Annotated in this window: 16 protein-coding genes and 1 pseudogene; 15 read left to right on the forward strand and 2 right to left on the reverse strand. The window is 50.4% G+C overall.

Going from position 1 to position 15,931, the window contains the following annotated elements; translation table 11 throughout:
- The 10 genes and pseudogenes from B2899_RS16805 to purD form a co-directional block, all read left to right on the forward strand.
- Window positions 1-333: pseudogene (locus tag B2899_RS16805) on the forward strand (adenylosuccinate lyase); the annotation flags it as partial.
- A 120-nt stretch (window positions 334-453) separates the two neighbouring features.
- Window positions 454-1,173 carry a phosphoribosylaminoimidazolesuccinocarboxamide synthase gene (gene purC, locus B2899_RS16810; protein ID WP_146811170.1) on the forward strand — a complete coding sequence of 240 codons (720 nt, stop codon included), beginning with the start codon at window positions 454-456 and terminating at the stop codon, window positions 1,171-1,173.
- Window positions 1,166-1,414, forward strand: coding sequence for a phosphoribosylformylglycinamidine synthase subunit PurS (gene purS / locus B2899_RS16815; RefSeq protein ID WP_146811169.1), 249 nt, complete (start codon window positions 1,166-1,168; stop codon window positions 1,412-1,414). The genes purC and purS overlap by 8 nt, the downstream gene beginning before the upstream one ends.
- A 3-nt stretch (window positions 1,415-1,417) precedes the next feature.
- Window positions 1,418-2,110: a phosphoribosylformylglycinamidine synthase subunit PurQ gene (purQ, locus tag B2899_RS16820; RefSeq protein ID WP_146811168.1), complete on the forward strand. Its 693-nt coding sequence runs from the start codon at window positions 1,418-1,420 to the stop codon at window positions 2,108-2,110.
- Window positions 2,100-4,319, forward strand: coding sequence for a phosphoribosylformylglycinamidine synthase subunit PurL (gene purL / locus B2899_RS16825; protein WP_286887292.1), 2,220 nt, complete (start codon window positions 2,100-2,102; stop codon window positions 4,317-4,319). The genes purQ and purL overlap by 11 nt, the downstream gene beginning before the upstream one ends.
- Window positions 4,319-5,734 carry an amidophosphoribosyltransferase gene (gene purF, locus B2899_RS16830; protein ID WP_146811176.1) on the forward strand — a complete coding sequence of 472 codons (1,416 nt, stop codon included), beginning with the start codon at window positions 4,319-4,321 and terminating at the stop codon, window positions 5,732-5,734. Before purL ends, purF begins: the two co-directional genes overlap by 1 nt.
- Window positions 5,735-5,745: 11 nt before the next feature.
- Window positions 5,746-6,789: a phosphoribosylformylglycinamidine cyclo-ligase gene (gene purM, locus B2899_RS16835; RefSeq protein ID WP_146811166.1), complete on the forward strand. Its 1,044-nt coding sequence runs from the start codon at window positions 5,746-5,748 to the stop codon at window positions 6,787-6,789.
- Window positions 6,786-7,427 (forward strand): phosphoribosylglycinamide formyltransferase, encoded by a 642-nt coding sequence (gene purN / locus B2899_RS16840; protein WP_286887280.1) that lies wholly within the window; start codon window positions 6,786-6,788, stop codon window positions 7,425-7,427. Before purM ends, purN begins: the two co-directional genes overlap by 4 nt.
- Window positions 7,424-8,974, forward strand: coding sequence for a bifunctional phosphoribosylaminoimidazolecarboxamide formyltransferase/IMP cyclohydrolase (purH, locus tag B2899_RS16845; RefSeq protein WP_286887281.1), 1,551 nt, complete (start codon window positions 7,424-7,426; stop codon window positions 8,972-8,974). Before purN ends, purH begins: the two co-directional genes overlap by 4 nt.
- Window positions 8,975-8,993: 19 nt before the next feature.
- Window positions 8,994-10,277, forward strand: a complete 1,284-nt coding sequence (purD, locus tag B2899_RS16850; RefSeq protein ID WP_146811163.1) for a phosphoribosylamine--glycine ligase — start codon at window positions 8,994-8,996, stop codon at window positions 10,275-10,277.
- An 18-nt stretch (window positions 10,278-10,295) separates the two neighbouring features.
- Here the strand turns inward: purD and B2899_RS16855 are convergent, their stop codons facing one another.
- Together B2899_RS16855 and B2899_RS16860 are read right to left on the reverse strand one after the other, a co-directional pair.
- Window positions 10,296-10,427 carry an EYxxD motif small membrane protein gene (locus B2899_RS16855; RefSeq protein WP_281286022.1) on the reverse strand — a complete coding sequence of 44 codons (132 nt, stop codon included), beginning with the start codon at window positions 10,425-10,427 and terminating at the stop codon, window positions 10,296-10,298.
- A gap of 34 nt (window positions 10,428-10,461) precedes the next feature.
- A complete protein-coding gene (locus tag B2899_RS16860; protein WP_146811162.1) occupies window positions 10,462-10,719 on the reverse strand; it encodes a YgaP family membrane protein in 258 nt (85 codons plus the stop codon).
- A gap of 399 nt (window positions 10,720-11,118) precedes the next feature.
- Between B2899_RS16860 and B2899_RS16865 the strand changes: the two genes are divergently transcribed.
- From B2899_RS16865 to B2899_RS16885, 5 genes are all read left to right on the forward strand, one after another.
- The gene (locus tag B2899_RS16865) at window positions 11,119-12,318 is read left to right on the forward strand and encodes an ABC transporter substrate-binding protein (protein ID WP_146811161.1); all 1,200 of its coding nucleotides are present in this window, start codon (window positions 11,119-11,121) and stop codon (window positions 12,316-12,318) included.
- A gap of 106 nt (window positions 12,319-12,424) precedes the next feature.
- A complete protein-coding gene (locus B2899_RS16870; protein ID WP_146811160.1) occupies window positions 12,425-13,303 on the forward strand; it encodes a branched-chain amino acid ABC transporter permease in 879 nt (292 codons plus the stop codon).
- Window positions 13,304-13,315: 12 nt separating this feature from the next.
- Window positions 13,316-14,290, forward strand: a complete 975-nt coding sequence (locus tag B2899_RS16875; RefSeq protein WP_146811159.1) for a branched-chain amino acid ABC transporter permease — start codon at window positions 13,316-13,318, stop codon at window positions 14,288-14,290.
- Window positions 14,268-15,044, forward strand: a complete 777-nt coding sequence (locus B2899_RS16880; protein ID WP_146811158.1) for an ABC transporter ATP-binding protein — start codon at window positions 14,268-14,270, stop codon at window positions 15,042-15,044. Before B2899_RS16875 ends, B2899_RS16880 begins: the two co-directional genes overlap by 23 nt.
- Window positions 15,044-15,751 (forward strand): ABC transporter ATP-binding protein, encoded by a 708-nt coding sequence (locus B2899_RS16885; protein ID WP_146811157.1) that lies wholly within the window; start codon window positions 15,044-15,046, stop codon window positions 15,749-15,751. Before B2899_RS16880 ends, B2899_RS16885 begins: the two co-directional genes overlap by 1 nt.
- The last annotated feature ends 180 nt before the right edge of the window (window positions 15,752-15,931 follow it).

Genomic DNA, 15,931 nt, shown 5'->3' on the forward strand with positions numbered 1-15,931 from the left:
AACTACATGCTGAACCGTTTCGGCAATATCGTCAAAAATCTAACGGTCTTCCCGGACAACATGAAACGCAACATGGAGCGCACATACGGCCTGATTTATTCCCAGCGTGTGTTGCTGAAGTTGATTGACAAAGGATTAAGCCGCGAAGAGGCATACGATACGGTACAGCCGCGCGCGATGCAGGCCTGGGAAGAACAGCGTCCGTTCCGTGAGCTTATCGAATCCGATGAGAAAGTCAAAGCGATGCTGACGGCAGAAGAGATTGAAGACTGCTTCGACTATAGCTGGCACTTGAAGCATGTCGACACAATCTTTGAACGTCTGGGATTATAAAAAATAATACAGGACCCGTGGCGTACGAAAAAAACGGCGCCATGCGTCCTTACTTTATCTAGAAAGTTCGAAGTATTATGGGAATTGCCGGGAAATGAGGAGTTTGAAGGGAGAGAGACGATGGAAAAGCTAGAGATGTTGTATGAAGGAAAAGCAAAACGAATCTACCGTACGAATAAGCCAGGCGTCTTTTGGGTGCAGTACAAAGATGACGCTACTGCTTTTAATGGAGAAAAGCGCGCGCAAATTATGGGCAAGGGTGAGCTGAACAACCGGATTACATCCATCTTTTTCCGTATGCTGAAAGAGAAGGGCATTGATAATCATTTTATCGAAGAATTGTCGGCTACTGAACAACTGGTTAAGCAGGTTACCATCATTCCGTTAGAGGTCGTTGTTCGTAATGTGGCGGCCGGCTCTCTCGCCAAGCGCCTCGGTATGGAGGAGGGCAGAGCCCTTCCGTATCCGGTTGTTGAATTCTACTATAAAGATGATACACTCGGCGATCCGCTTGTAAATGATTCTCATATTGATGTGTTAGGCATCGCTACGGCCGACGATCGTGCATTGCTGCGCGAGATGGCGCTCAAAGTTAACGACGTGCTGGTCCCGTATATGAAAGAACGCAATGTCATTCTGGTTGACTTTAAATTGGAATTCGGGCGCACAGAAGACGGTCAAATTCTTCTGGCGGATGAAATCTCTCCGGATACCTGCCGTTTCTGGGATGCCGATACGATGGAGAAGCTGGACAAAGACCGGTTCCGCCGCGACCTGGGCAATGTGGAAGACGCTTATAAGGAAATCTTAAAACGCATTGGAGGAGAAACGCATGTTTAAAGCCGTTGTATATGTCACACTCAAAGAATCCGTACTTGATCCGCAGGGAAATGCCGTAAAAGGTTCGCTTCATTCCCTCGGATTTGACGAAGTGAACGATGTTCGCATCGGTAAATACATGGAAGTAGAGCTTGATGTCGCAAACCGCGAGACCGCAGAAGAGCGCTTGACGGAAATGTGCGAAAAGCTGCTCGCCAATACGGTTATCGAAGACTATCGTTTTGAATTGGTGGAGGCGTAAACGATGAAATATGCAGTCCTCGTATTTCCCGGTTCGAACTGTGATGTCGATATGTACAAGGCTGTTGAAGACTGTCTGGGAGAGCCGGTCGAGTATGTATGGTATACCCGGACAGATTTAGATGAATTCGATTGCATTCTCCTCCCGGGCGGCTTCTCTTATGGAGATTATCTGCGTCCTGGTGCGATGGCCGGGATGGCACCTGTCCTCGAGGCGGTACGAAAAGCGGCTGACGAAGGCAAGTTAATTATGGGCGTATGCAACGGTTTCCAGGTATTGACGGAAGCGCGGCTGCTGCCAGGAGCACTGCGCCGCAATGATAAACTAAAGTTCCGCTGCGAGACGGTAGAGCTGCGTGTAGAAAACAACAATACCGCGTTTACTTCCCAGTATGAAGCAGGTGAAGTTATTCGCATTCCGATCGCGCATGGCGACGGTAACTATTACTGCGACGAAGAAACGTTAAATGAGCTGAAAGCAAACAATCAGATCGTATTCCGCTATGCAGGCGAGAATCCGAACGGATCGGTCGATCATATTGCCGGTGTTATAAATAAAGCAGGGAATGTGCTGGGCATGATGCCGCACCCGGAACGTGCCGTGCACGAGTGGCTTGGTTCGGTGGATGGGAAACGCATGTTTACTTCGATTTTACAGAGCTGGAGGGAAAAAAACGGTGTCACACATGGAGCCTAATCCGCAGCAAATCGCTGATCAGAAAATCTACCGTGAAATGGGTTTAACGGATGAAGAATATGCCAGGGTCGTTGAGATTCTTGGAAGAAAGCCAAACTATACGGAGACGGGCCTGTTCAGCGTAATGTGGTCCGAGCATTGCAGCTATAAAAACTCCAAGCCGGTTTTGCGCCGCTTCCCGACATCCGGTCCGCGCGTTCTGCAAGGACCAGGCGAAGGTGCCGGTATTATCGATATTGGTGACAATCAAGCGGTCGTATTCAAAGTGGAAAGCCATAATCACCCGTCTGCCATTGAGCCGTATCAGGGAGCCGCGACCGGTGTCGGCGGTATTATCCGCGATGTTTTTTCCATGGGTGCGCGCCCGATTGCGCTCCTCAACTCTCTTCGCTTCGGCGAACTGGATACGCCCCGCACGAAATATTTATTTGAGAATGTAGTGGCGGGGATCGCTGGATACGGCAACTGCATGGGGATTCCGACGGTTGGCGGCGAAGTCGTTTTCGATGATTGTTATGAAGGCAATCCGCTTGTGAACGCGATGTGTGTCGGTCTTATCGATCATGATCAGATTCAGAAGGGTGTGGCGGAAGGCATCGGCAACCCGGTGATGTATGTGGGGGCCGCAACCGGACGCGACGGAATTCATGGCGCGACTTTCGCTTCCGAAGAGCTGAGTGAAGAATCAGAGGCAAAGCGCCCGGCGGTGCAGGTAGGCGATCCGTTTATGGAGAAATTGCTTCTGGAAGCTTGCCTGGAGCTGCTGCAGACAGATGCGGTAGTTGGAATTCAAGATATGGGCGCCGCAGGTCTTACTTGCTCAAGCGCCGAGATGGCAAGCAAAGCCGGCAACGGCATCGAGATAAATCTTGACCTTGTTCCACAGCGCGAGAAGGGCATGACACCGTATGAAATGATGCTCTCCGAATCGCAGGAGCGAATGCTGCTTGTTGTGAAGAAAGGCCGTGAAGCCGAAGTAGAACAAATTTTTGCCAAGTGGGGCCTTCATTCCGCGATTGTCGGACGTGTAACGGATGATGGTAAGCTGCGCCTTGTGCAAAAAGGCGAAGTTGTAGCGGAAGTTCCGGTACGCAGCCTTGCGGATGACGCACCCGTATACTACAAACCTTCGGCAGAGCCGGCGTATTACAAGGAATTTGCTAATGTAGATACATTAAATATTCCGGAACCGGCAGATTATAATGAGACATTGAAAAAAATCCTGTCCGCTCCGACAGTGGCAAGCAAAGAATGGGTGTATAACCAATATGATTACATGGTGCGCACCAGCACGGCAGTCGTGCCGGGCTCCGATGCGGCGGTCGTTGCGATTCGCGGCACGCGCAAGGCGCTTGCGATGAGCATTGACTGTAACGGACGCTATGTATATCTCGATCCGGAAGTAGGCGGTGCGATCGCTGTGGCAGAAGCGGCACGCAATGTCGTATGTTCCGGTGCAGAGCCGCTCGGCGTTACCGATTGCCTGAACTTCGGTAACCCGGAGAAGCCGGAAATCTTCTGGCAGTTTGAGAAAGCGGTCGATGGGATGAGCGAAGCATGCCGTGTGTTAGAGACGCCGGTAATCGGCGGTAATGTGAGCCTTTATAACGAAACGAACGGGGAAGCCGTTTATCCGACTCCGGTAGTGGGTATGGTCGGTCTGGTTCATGATATCGATCACATTACAACCCAGGCATTTAAAAATGAGGGCGATGTATTGTTGCTGCTCGGTGAAACGAGAGCGGAACTCGGCGGTAGCGAATACCAGAAGCTTATCAATGGATCGGTAATCGGACGTCCGCCGGTGCTTGATTTAGAAGTGGAGAAAAAGCTGCAGCAAACCGTGCTCAGTGCCATTCAGCAGGGACTGGTTGCCTCTGCACACGATCTTGCGGAAGGCGGACTTGCGACAGCGCTCGTAGAGTCGGCCGAGCAGAACCTTGGGGCGGTCGTTGATTGGAACATCGGACTGCGGCCTGATATTGCGCTGTTCAGTGAATCGCAATCACGCGTCCTGCTCAGCGTCAGACCGGAACATGTGGAGAAGGTATGCGAAATAGCGGCGGAAAATGGCACGCCGTGCGCAAAAATCGGTACGGTAGGCACCGACACCGTTAAGGTGAAAATCAACGGACGCGAGCTGATTAATACGCCGCTTGCGGATTTGAAAGCGGCCTGGAAGGGTGCGATTGCATGTCTGATGCGGTAATGATGGAGCATGATGAGCTCTGGGATAAATTGAATGAAGAGTGTGGCGTATTCGGGGTGTTCAATCACCCCGATGCGCCACAATTGACATATTACGGACTGCATGCTTTGCAGCACCGGGGGCAGGAGAGTGCAGGCATCTGCGCTTCCGACGGAGAGAAGTTTTCTTACCATCGCGGAATGGGATTGGTTACGGAAGCGTTCAGCGATAATCAATTAAGCGGAATTCATGGACGGATGGCCATTGGCCACGTTCGGTATACGACGGCGGGCGAAAGCAAATTAGAAAATGCTCAACCGCTTGTTTTTAAGTACACGGGGGGCAGCCTGGCGCTGGCCCATAACGGCAACCTGGTGAATGCGAATCAAATTCGTCATCAGCTTGAACGTCAGGGTTCTATTTTCCAGACGACGAGCGACACCGAGGTGATTGCGCATCTCATCGCGCGTTCTGGCTATGAAATCGAACAGGCGGTACGCGAATCGCTGCGCATGATTAAAGGCGCATACGCCCTGCTGGTGATGACGGAAAATAAAATGATCGTAGCGCTCGATCCGAACGGTTTGCGTCCGCTGGTGCTCGGCCGCATGGAGAAAGGATATGTCGTCGCATCCGAGACATGCGCTTTTGAGACGGTCGGTGCGGAATACATTCGCGACGTAGAGCCTGGCGAGATGATTGTCATTGACGAGAAGGGGCTGCGTTCCGAACGGTTCGCCGGCCAGACGCAGCGTGCGATTTGTTCGTTTGAATACATTTATTTTGCCCGCCCGGATAGCGATATCGATGGCATTAACGTCCATCTGGCGCGTAAAGAATTAGGACGTCAGCTGTATAGAGAATCCGCGGTGGAAGCGGACGTTGTAACGGGGGTTCCGGACTCAAGCATCTCCGCCGCCATTGGCTATGCAGAAGCGGCAGGCCTTCCTTATGAGCTGGGTTTAATTAAGAATCGGTACGTGGGCCGGACGTTTATTCAACCCAATCAGGAGATGAGAGCACGCGGCGTACGCATGAAGCTCAGCGCGGTGCGCAAAGTCGTCGAAGGCAAACGTGTCGTCATGATCGATGACTCCATCGTGCGCGGGACGACAAGCGGGAGAATCGTGCGGATGCTGCGGGAAGCGGGGGCGAAGGAAGTGCATGTGCGCATCAGCTCCCCTCCGGTCAAAAACCCCTGTTTCTATGGCATTGATACGTCAAGCCGCGAGGAATTAATTGCCAGCAAGAAATCCATCGAACAAATCCGGGAGTACATTGGCGCAGATTCGCTGGTTTTCCTGTCGGAAAAAGGCTTGATTGACGCGATCGGAAGAAATGACATGGCGCCGAACCGCGGGCATTGTCTGGCCTGTTTCACAGGCTGTTATCCGACGGAAATCTACGAAGATACGAAGAATTGCGTGGAGAAATAGGGGGAGATGGCATGAGCGAGGCTTATAAGCAGGCAGGAGTAGACATCGATGCCGGCAATGAAGCAGTCGAGAGAATGAAAAAACACGTCAAGCGCACATTCCGCCCGGAAGTTCTGACAGACCTTGGCGGTTTTGGTGCGCTGTTCGGACTTGATATAAATAAATATAAAAAGCCGGTACTCGTCTCCGGTACGGACGGTGTGGGCACAAAATTGAAGCTGGCATTTGCGATGGACAAACACGATACAATTGGCATTGACGCTGTCGCCATGTGTGTTAACGACATCGTCGTGCAGGGTGCGGAACCTCTGTTCTTCCTCGATTATCTGGCCTGCGGCAAGGTTGTTCCCGAGCGAATCGAAGCGATTGTTAAGGGCATCGCCGACGGCTGCGAACAATCCGGCTGCGCCCTCATCGGCGGAGAGACGGCGGAAATGCCGGGCATGTATGATGAATCGGAATACGATATCGCCGGGTTTAGCGTCGGAGTAGTGGATGCCGACCAAGTGATTGACGGTAAAAGCATTGCGCCGGGAGACGTTATTATCGGTATGGCATCAAGCGGGGTACACAGCAACGGGTTTTCGCTGGTGCGCAAGGTGCTGCTCGATGATGCGGGATTGTCGCTGAATGAGGAAGTAGCTGAATTGGACGGCAAGCTGGGAGAGGTACTTCTAACGCCGACCCGCATCTACGTGAAATCCTGCCTGGCCTTAATGGAGAAAGTAAAAGTAAACGGCTTTGTACACATTACGGGCGGCGGTTTTTACGATAATATTCCGCGGATTCTTCCGGAAGGCACGACCGCGTATATCGAATACGGAACATGGTCCATTCCTCCGGTATTTAGTCTGATAGAAGAAAAAGGACAGGTCTCTAAGCAGGACATGTTCCGTACATTTAACATGGGCATCGGTATGGTTGCAATTGTCAAGGAGAGCGAGGCGGATGAGGCGCTTCGTGTGCTTAAGAAAGCAGGAGAGCAGGCGCAGGTCATTGGCCGAATTGTGCAGGGAGACCGAGGCGTACGATTTGGCGGGGGGAGCTGGGAATGAAGATCGCCGTATTTGCTTCGGGCAGCGGGTCAAATTTCGCTGCCATTATGGAAGCTATTGAAAATCAGGTGCTCGAAGGAGCGGAAGTAAAGTTGCTTGTCTGTGACAAACCGGGGGCTTACGTACTGGAGCGGGCCGCGCAGTACCAGGTGCCCGCGTTTGTTTTTCGGGCGCAGGACTATCCGGATAAACCCAGCTTTGAACGCGAAATTCTTAATCGGCTTGAAGCGCTTGGAATCGAATTAATCGTTCTCGCCGGTTATATGCGTCTTGTCGGGGATACGCTCCTTAAAGCGTACGGGGGACGTATTATTAACCTGCACCCGTCGCTTTTGCCGGCGTTTCCAGGCAAGGACGCGATTGGCCAGGCATTCCGCTACGGAGTAAAGATTACCGGGATTACGGTTCATTTTGTAGACGAGGGCATGGATACAGGACCGATTATCGCCCAGTACCCTATTCCCGTATACGGCAATGATGACGAGACTTCTCTGGCGGCTCGCATCCACCGGGAAGAACATCGATTGCTTCCGCGAGTGATACAACTGCTTGTTAACAGTAAAGTAAGGCTGCATGGCCGGCGGGTGCAAATAATAGATGAAGATTTCGAATACAGTGGAGGAGTGGAGAAACTGTGAGTCAAGTACAAGTAAAACGAGCATTAATTAGCGTGTCAGACAAGACAGGTATTGTAGAATTCGCCAAGCAGTTAACGGAACTGGGCGTTGAGATTATTTCTACCGGCGGAACGGCAACCCTGTTGCAAAAAGAAGGTGTAAATGTTATCGGCATTTCAGAAGTCACCGGTTTTCCAGAAATTCTTGACGGACGTCTAAAAACGCTCGATCCCCACATTCACGGCGGCCTGCTCGCGGTACGCGATGACGAGAAACACCGCCAGCAAATCGCGGAACACAACATCACCCCGATTGACCTCGTCGTGGTCAATCTGTACCCTTTCAAAGCTACGATCAGCAAGCCGAATGTACCGTTTGCCGAAGCGATTGAAAACATTGACATTGGCGGACCGACCATGCTTCGTTCAGCAGCGAAAAACCACAAGTATGTTACCGTTGTTGTCGATGCAGCTGATTACGGTAGCGTGCTTGAAGAAATTAGAGAGGGCGGAAGCGTTACCGATGAGACGAAGCGCAGGCTGGCGGCGAAGGTATTCCGCCATACCGCTGCATACGATGCGCTCATCTCCCAATATTTAACTGAACAGGTCGGTGAACAAATGCCGGAGACATACACCGTAACATACGAAAAGGTGCAAGACCTACGTTATGGAGAAAATCCGCATCAGGGAGCCGCTTTTTACCGCGAACCGCTGGCGGGTCAGGGCAACGTTGCGACAGCCAAGCAGCTGCATGGTAAAGAACTATCTTATAACAACATTAACGATGCCAATGCGGCGCTTGCCATTGTCAAAGAATTCAACGAGCCGGCTATCGTTGCAGTAAAACATACCAATCCATGCGGAGTAGGGATAGGCGCTACGATTCTTCAGGCGTACCGGAAGGCGTATGAATCCGACCCGGTCTCCATCTTTGGCGGCATTATCGCGGCCAATCGCCCGATTGATAAAGAAACCGCACTGCTGCTGAAAGAAATCTTCCTCGAAATTATTATGGCTCCTTCCTTTACGGAAGAAGCGCTGGAAGTTTTAAAGGAGAAGAAAAACCTGCGTCTGCTTGAGCTTGGGGACCTTGCTGCAAAAGAAAAAGCGGCTTGGAAAATCACCAGCGTAGAAGGTGGAATGCTCGTACAGGAAGAGGACGTGAAGCAAATCACTGAAGCGGACCTGGAAGTAGTGACCGAGCGCAGGCCGACTCGGGAGGAAATTCAGCAACTGTTATTCGCCTGGAAAGTCGTAAAACATGTAAAATCCAATGCAATTGTACTTGCAAAAGACAACATGACCATCGGTGTAGGAGCCGGACAGATGAACCGCGTGGGGGCAGCGCGTATTGCTATCGAGCAGGCGGGTGAGAAATCGTTCCGCAGCGTGCTGGCATCCGATGCATTTTTCCCGATGCCGGATACGGTGGAAGAAGCAGCGAAAGCGGGTATTACCGCAATTATTCAACCGGGCGGATCGATCCGTGACGAAGACTCGATTAAAGCGGCAAATAAACATGGTATCGCTATGGTATTTACGAAAGTGCGCCATTTCAAACACTAGGATAAGGAGAGGGAAAACCATGAAAGTACTCGTTGTCGGCGGCGGCGGTCGTGAGCATGCCCTCGTCTGGAAGCTTGTCCAGAGTCCGAATGTATCCCGTGTCTACTGCGCGCCGGGAAACGCCGGTATCGCGCAAATGGCGGAATGCATCTCGATTGGTGTCAATGACTTTGCCGCCCTTGCGGAATTTGTGAAAAAAGAAAAGATTGAGCTAACAGTCGTAGGGCCGGAAGATCCGCTGCTTGGTGGCATTGTCGATTTCTTTGAAGAGCAAGGGCTCAAAATCTTCGGGCCGAAAAAAGAAGCAGCTTTACTTGAAGGCAGCAAGACGTTCGCGAAAGACTTGATGAAAAAATACAGGATTCCGACCGGTGCCTATCGTTCATTCACCGAATATGAAGCGGCGCTGGCATATGTGCGCGAGCAGGGAGCACCTATTGTGATTAAAGCGGACGGGCTGGCCGCCGGCAAAGGGGTAACCGTAGCGTTCACACCGGAAGAGGCTGAACAGGCGCTTCGTTCGATGATGGTAGACGATGTGTTTGCCGGTGCTGGCTCCCGTGTCGTTATCGAAGAGTATCTGGCAGGTGAGGAAATGACGCTGTTGTCCTTTGTGGATGGCGAGACGGTGATTCCGATGGTGCCTTCGCAAGATCATAAGCCGGTGTTTAATGACGACAAAGGACCGAATACGGGTGGCATGGGTACGTATTCGCCGGTACCGCATATGGACAACTCCATTGTACAGGAGGCTATACGCACGATTGTGATGCCGACTGCTAAAGCTATGGTAGCGGAAGGTCGGCCCTTCCGGGGCATTTTGTACACAGGCTTGATGATTACGGATAAAGGACCGAAAGTTATCGAATATAACGCTCGCTTCGGCGATCCGGAAACCCAGGTTATATTGCCGCGCCTGGCAAGCGATTTGGCGGATATTTTTCTCGCGGCCGTGGAAGGAAGATTGGCGGAGTGCCGCGTAGAATGGAAACAGGAGGCAGCCGTCTGCGTCATTATGGCGTCTGAAGGCTATCCCGGCTCGTATCCGAAAGGAAGAGAGATTACGGGATTGCCGGCAAATACGGCGGATACGCTCGTATTCCATGCGGGTACAGCAGAAGAGGGGGGCCGCATCGTTACCAGTGGCGGCCGCGTACTGGGTGTAACAGCGTTAGGAGATGATTTGCGTGAAGCCCAGCGCAAAGCATATGAGACGGTCGGACGAATTTCTTTCGAAGGCGCGCATTATCGTACCGATATCGGAGCGAAGGCGCTGCGCCAGGCAGAAAAAAACATAAAGTAAAAAGAAAGCCACGCGGCCTTATGATTTGTACCGGCCGCGTGGTTTGCTATTATATCTGCTCCATATGTAAGCAACGATAATAATGGAGGCCACTACAGTAAGAATTACATACAGATTGTCACTGACGACTTCCCACATAAGTCGATCCATCGTCCCTTCCTCCTTTACGTAGCATTCTTCTTCGTTACCTGCAGCGGCGCGGATAGCTGGAGATACGGTATGGCCGCTTATCTCTATTGTTGGCGGTACTAACGCCCAGCATCGTAAGCATCGGACAGAAACGGATAATTCCTTCTGCAACTTTCATTGCGCTCAGTATGGCGATAATCATAGGGGATGTCCGATGCGGGCAGCGCACCATTTTGGCCGTGCTGTACGAAAGTCCGGCAAGTCCAAGCGTGATACGAATGAGTGCATCACTGAGTCCTACATTTTTCCTCATTGTACTTCCTCCTTTACAGAAAGCCTGCATATCTCGCTTTTATCATGTGGAAAGAGAAGAAGAATATGCATCAGAGTATCAGCTTTTCACTGGAAAATAGCTAACCAATCAAACACTTGGCACGGCAAAATTGATCGAATTTTCAGCTCTTTATTAAGTGTAATAAAGGTTAATTTTTACTTATGCAAAAAGTTATATTTTTTTTAAAAACAAAATCCTATATTACTAGACGAAAGCAAAAGAATAAGGTAGAATATTTTCAGAATACTTATTTTATTAGAAATAGTTTTATTCATCAAGTAATTCAGAAGGAATACATAGGGGGGATTCGTTTAGAAATAAGATAAACGATCGTTGGGGAAAGAGGATTTTATTTTATTTAAAAATGGGGGTTACATAATGAAGAAGAGAAAAATGACAGGCATTCTCCTATCTCTCATGCTATCCGCTGGAATAATGATGGGCTGCGGCGGAGCGAAAGACACAAATTCAGCGGCTTCGGGCGGCAGCGGCCAGAGCGCATCCGGCGAAACAATTAAAATCGGTGCCAACCTCGAGATGTCAGGCGGGGTAGCTTCATACGGACAATCCGCCGTCGAAGGTCTTGAACTGGCGATTGAAGAGATTAACAAAGAGGGCATCAACGGTAAGAAACTTGAGCTTGTAAAAGTAGACAACAAGTCTGAAGCGGCGGAAGCGACAAGCGGTGCCATCAAGTTAGCCAGCCAGGACAAAGTAGTTGCCATTATCGGTGCAGCAACAAGTACGAACACATTGGCACAGGTGCAAGTAGCACAGGATAACAAAATTGTTCTTCTGACGCCAACGGGTACAAACCCGACCATCACAAACAAAGATGGTAAAGTAAACGATTATGTATTCCGCACTTGCTTTATCGATCCGTTCCAGGGCACGGTAGCGGCAAACTTTGCAACCAATGATCTGAAAGTAAAGAGCGCCGCTATCTTCATCGATAGCTCCAGCGACTATGCGAAGGGCCTGGCAGCATCGTTTGAAGAAGCGTTTGTAAAAGCCGGCGGCAAAGTAGTGGCAAAAGAAGCATATGTAGCGAAAGACACAGACTTCCGCGCAACGCTTACACGCATTAAGTCCGCAAATCCGGAATTTGTTTTCTTACCGGGCTACTATGAAGAAGTAGGTCTGATTCTGAAGCAGGCACGTGAACTTGGCCTTAACGTTCCATTTATGGGCGGCGACGGCTGGGATTCTCCTAAGCTTGTAGAAATCGCTGGCGCTAAGGCTCTGAACAATACGTTTATTACAAACCACTATTCTTCTGGCGACAGTGATCCGGCTGTAAAGAAATTCGTAGACGCGTTCAAAGCGAAATACAACGGCAAATCTCCGGACGCGTTCAACGCACTTGGCTACGACTCCGCGTACTTCCTGGCTGATGCCATCAAGCGTGCAGGCGATGCTGACCCGGCGAAGATCAAAGATGCAATGGCACAAACGAAAGACCTGCAGCTTGTATCCGGCAAGCTGACTATCAATGAGCAGCACGACCCGATTAAATCCGCTGTTATCTTGGAATACAAAGAGGGCAAGCAAGAATTCAAGACAAAAGTAAATCCATAAGCGGGTAACACCGCGGCCGAATGGGGGGAGGGGTCCCCCCATTCGGAATTTATACCATACATTAACGCATTATTGCACGAAAGTGCGGCTCAAGGGGAGTGCATACATGGAATTTGTACAACAACTGATAAACGGAATTTCGCTGGGAAGCATTTATGCGCTAATCGCGCTGGGCTATACGATGGTATACGGCATTATTAAGCTTATTAACTTTGCTCATGGTGACGTATTCATGGTGGGCGCGTTTGTCGGATTTTATGCAATTACAGGGTTGGGCATGAGCTTTTTCCCGGCGCTGTTGCTCGCGATGGCAGTGTGCTCGGTTTTCGGGGTGTTGATTGAGCGGATTGCGTATAAGCCGCTGCGCAATGCAACGCGTATTGCAGCATTGATTACGGCGATCGGGGTTTCTTTATTTATTGAATATGGAACAATCTATGTGCGTGGCGCGCAGCCGGAAGCGTATCCGGGTGATGTGTTACCGTCCACTAGTTTTCATATTTTTGGGGCTACGATAAGCAGCCAGTCTTTATTTATTCTTGGTACATCCGTTGTTTTGATGGTTCTTCTGCAGTTTATCGTTCATAAGACAAAAATCGGAAAAGCGATGAGGGCGGTTTCATACGATGCGGAAGCGGCTCGTTTGATGGGCATTAATGTTGACAATACCATCTCTGCCACGTTCGCCATCGGTTCAGCCCTGGCGGGTGCAGCAGGTGTTATCTTTGGGCTTTACTATATAAAAATTGAACCGCTGATGGGCATTATTCCAGGTCTGAAAGCATTTGTCGCGGCAGTGCTGGGCGGTATCGGTATTATTCCGGGCGCGATGGTAGGCGGTCTGCTGCTTGGCGTAATCGAGTCCCTTGTCAGTGCGGTGGGCTACTCTCTATGGCGCGACGGGGTTGCGTTCGTCGTTCTCATTCTTATCTTAATCTTCAGACCGTCCGGGCTTTTTGGTAAAAACGTACGGGAGAAAGTATAGGGAGGCAAAGCGATGGCGAATATCAACCGGAAGAAGGGATTCTGGCTCTCTATTGTCTTGGCGCTTGCCGTATATGTGGTGGGACAGGTGCTAATTTCAGGAGAAATATTGAATTCATTCTATATTAATACGCTCTTTTTCATGGCGATTAACATTATTCTGGCGGTAAGCCTGCATTTGATTATCGGGATTACAGGTCAATTCTCAATCGGACACGCCGGATTTCTTGCGGTCGGAGCGTATGCATCCGCTATTTTTACGATGAAGTTGCAGATGCCGTTTGGCGTCGCTCTACTGGTGGGCGGGCTTGCCGCTGCAGTGGCAGGGCTGATTATCGGGATTCCGAGCCTTCGCTTAAAAGGTGACTACCTGGCGATTGCCACGCTCGGATTCGGGGAAATTGTACGGATTTTTCTGCTGAATGTTGACTATGTCGGCGGTGCAAGCGGCATGCAGGTATCCCACCTGACAGATTGGACATGGGTATTTGCCTGCTTGCTGGTGACGATTATTGTTATCGTAAACTTTACAAATTCCACCCATGGCCGGGCCTGCATCTCCATTCGTGAGAATGAGATTGCTGCCGATGCGATGGGGATTAACACGACGTATTACAAAGTAGCCGCGTTTGTAATCGGATCGTTCTTCGCAGGAATAGCGGGCGGCCTATACGCACATAACTTCTACATTATCCAGCCGACCAACTTCGGTTTTCTGAAGTCGTTTGACATTCTAATCTTCGTTGTATTGGGCGGTCTGGGAAGTATGTCGGGCGCAGTCATCGCCGCGATACTTCTAACGATTGTCTCCGCCTTCCTTCAGGATTATCCGGAAACACGGATGATCATTTACAGCCTTGTGCTTGTAGTGATGATGATATACCGTCCGAAGGGGTTGATGGGTACGAAAGAGATTACCCAGTTCTTTACGAAGAAACGTCAGGGCATTGAAGGAGGAGAGTCGGATGGCAAACACACCGCTGCTTAAAGTAGACAATGTCGGCATTCAATTCGGGGGATTGAAAGCCGTCTCCGGCGTTAATGCTGAATTGCATCAAGGAGAGCTCGTAGGCCTGATCGGCCCGAACGGGGCGGGCAAGACTACGTTTTTTAATCTGCTTACCGGGGTGTATGTGCCGACGGAAGGCCAGATTATGCTGAACGGAGAGAGACTGAACGGACTCGCTCCTTACCAGATTACCCGAAAAGGCATCAGCCGAACTTTTCAGAACATCCGGCTGTTCGGCGAATTGTCCGTGCTTGATAATGTAAAGGTCGCGTACCATTCGCTGGCCAGGCATTCGATTTTAAGCTCTATTCTCCGCCTGCCGTCCCATTTCTCGGGCGAGAAAGAAATGGAAGAAAAGGCAATCGAATTTCTTAAAATCTTTAAGCTGGATGGTCTAAGATATGAAATGGCCAAGAACCTGCCGTACGGTCAGCAGCGCCGGCTTGAGATTGCCCGTGCATTGGCGGCGCATCCAAAGCTTCTGCTGCTGGACGAGCCGGCGGCGGGGATGAATCCGCAGGAAACGCGGGAGCTTATGGAATTGATCGCATTTATTCGCAAAGAGTTTCATCTGACCATTCTGCTGATCGAGCATGATATGCCGCTGGTCATGGGGGTATGCGAGCGAATCTACGTGCTCGATCACGGACAATTAATCGCACAAGGCTCGCCGGAGGAGATCCGAAACAATCCGAAGGTTATCGAAGCGTATCTCGGCGAGGAGGTTTCTTGATGCTAAAAGTAGACGAAATCAATGTATATTACGGTAACATCCAGGCGCTGAAAGGTGTCTCGCTTGAGATTAATCAGGGCGAAATCGTAACGCTCATCGGGGCGAACGGCGCCGGAAAAAGTACGCTCCTCAAAGCGATTTCCGGCCTTCTGAAACCGAAGCAAGGGGAAATCATGTATCTGAATCAATCGATTGCAGGCAAACCGGCGCAGACGATTGTAAAACAGGGAATCTCTCATGTGCCGGAAGGCCGCCGCGTATTCGCAAATATGACGGTGGAAGAAAACTTGGAGCTAGGTGCATTTCTTCGTAATGACAAAGACGGTATCCGCCAGGATTTTGAGAAGGTATACGAGCTGTTCCCGCGTCTGTTGGAGCGCCGCAAACAGCTTTCGGGTACATTGTCCGGCGGGGAGCAGCAAATGCTGGCGATGGGAAGGGCGCTGATGGCACGGCCCAGGCTGTTGCTGCTGGATGAACCTTCGATGGGGTTGTCTCCGCTGCTTGTTAAAACGATCTTCCGTATTATCGAAGAGATTAATGAAACGGGCACAACGATTTTGCTCGTTGAGCAAAACGCCAACATGGCTTTATCCATCGCTGACCGGGCTTATGTTATCGAAACCGGGCGTGTCGTCCTTTCCGGAACAGCCGACGAGCTAAACGCAAGCGATCAGGTAAGAATGGCCTATCTAGGTGGTCATTAATCTTCTTTTTTTCCAAAATCATAGATTATACCGGGCCGTCTTCCGACATAATAAGTAGGAAGACGGTTTTTTTAGGGAAAGACCGGCAACGCCCGCGAGTTTTTCTTATGCATTGTGAAATACAAGATTACAAGAAAGAGGGAGAAGCATGGCATACAAGAAAACAGCCGCACTTCTGCT

Source organism: Aneurinibacillus sp. UBA3580 (genome assembly GCF_002375825.1).
Taxonomy (GTDB): domain Bacteria; phylum Bacillota; class Bacilli; order Aneurinibacillales; family Aneurinibacillaceae; genus Aneurinibacillus; species Aneurinibacillus danicus.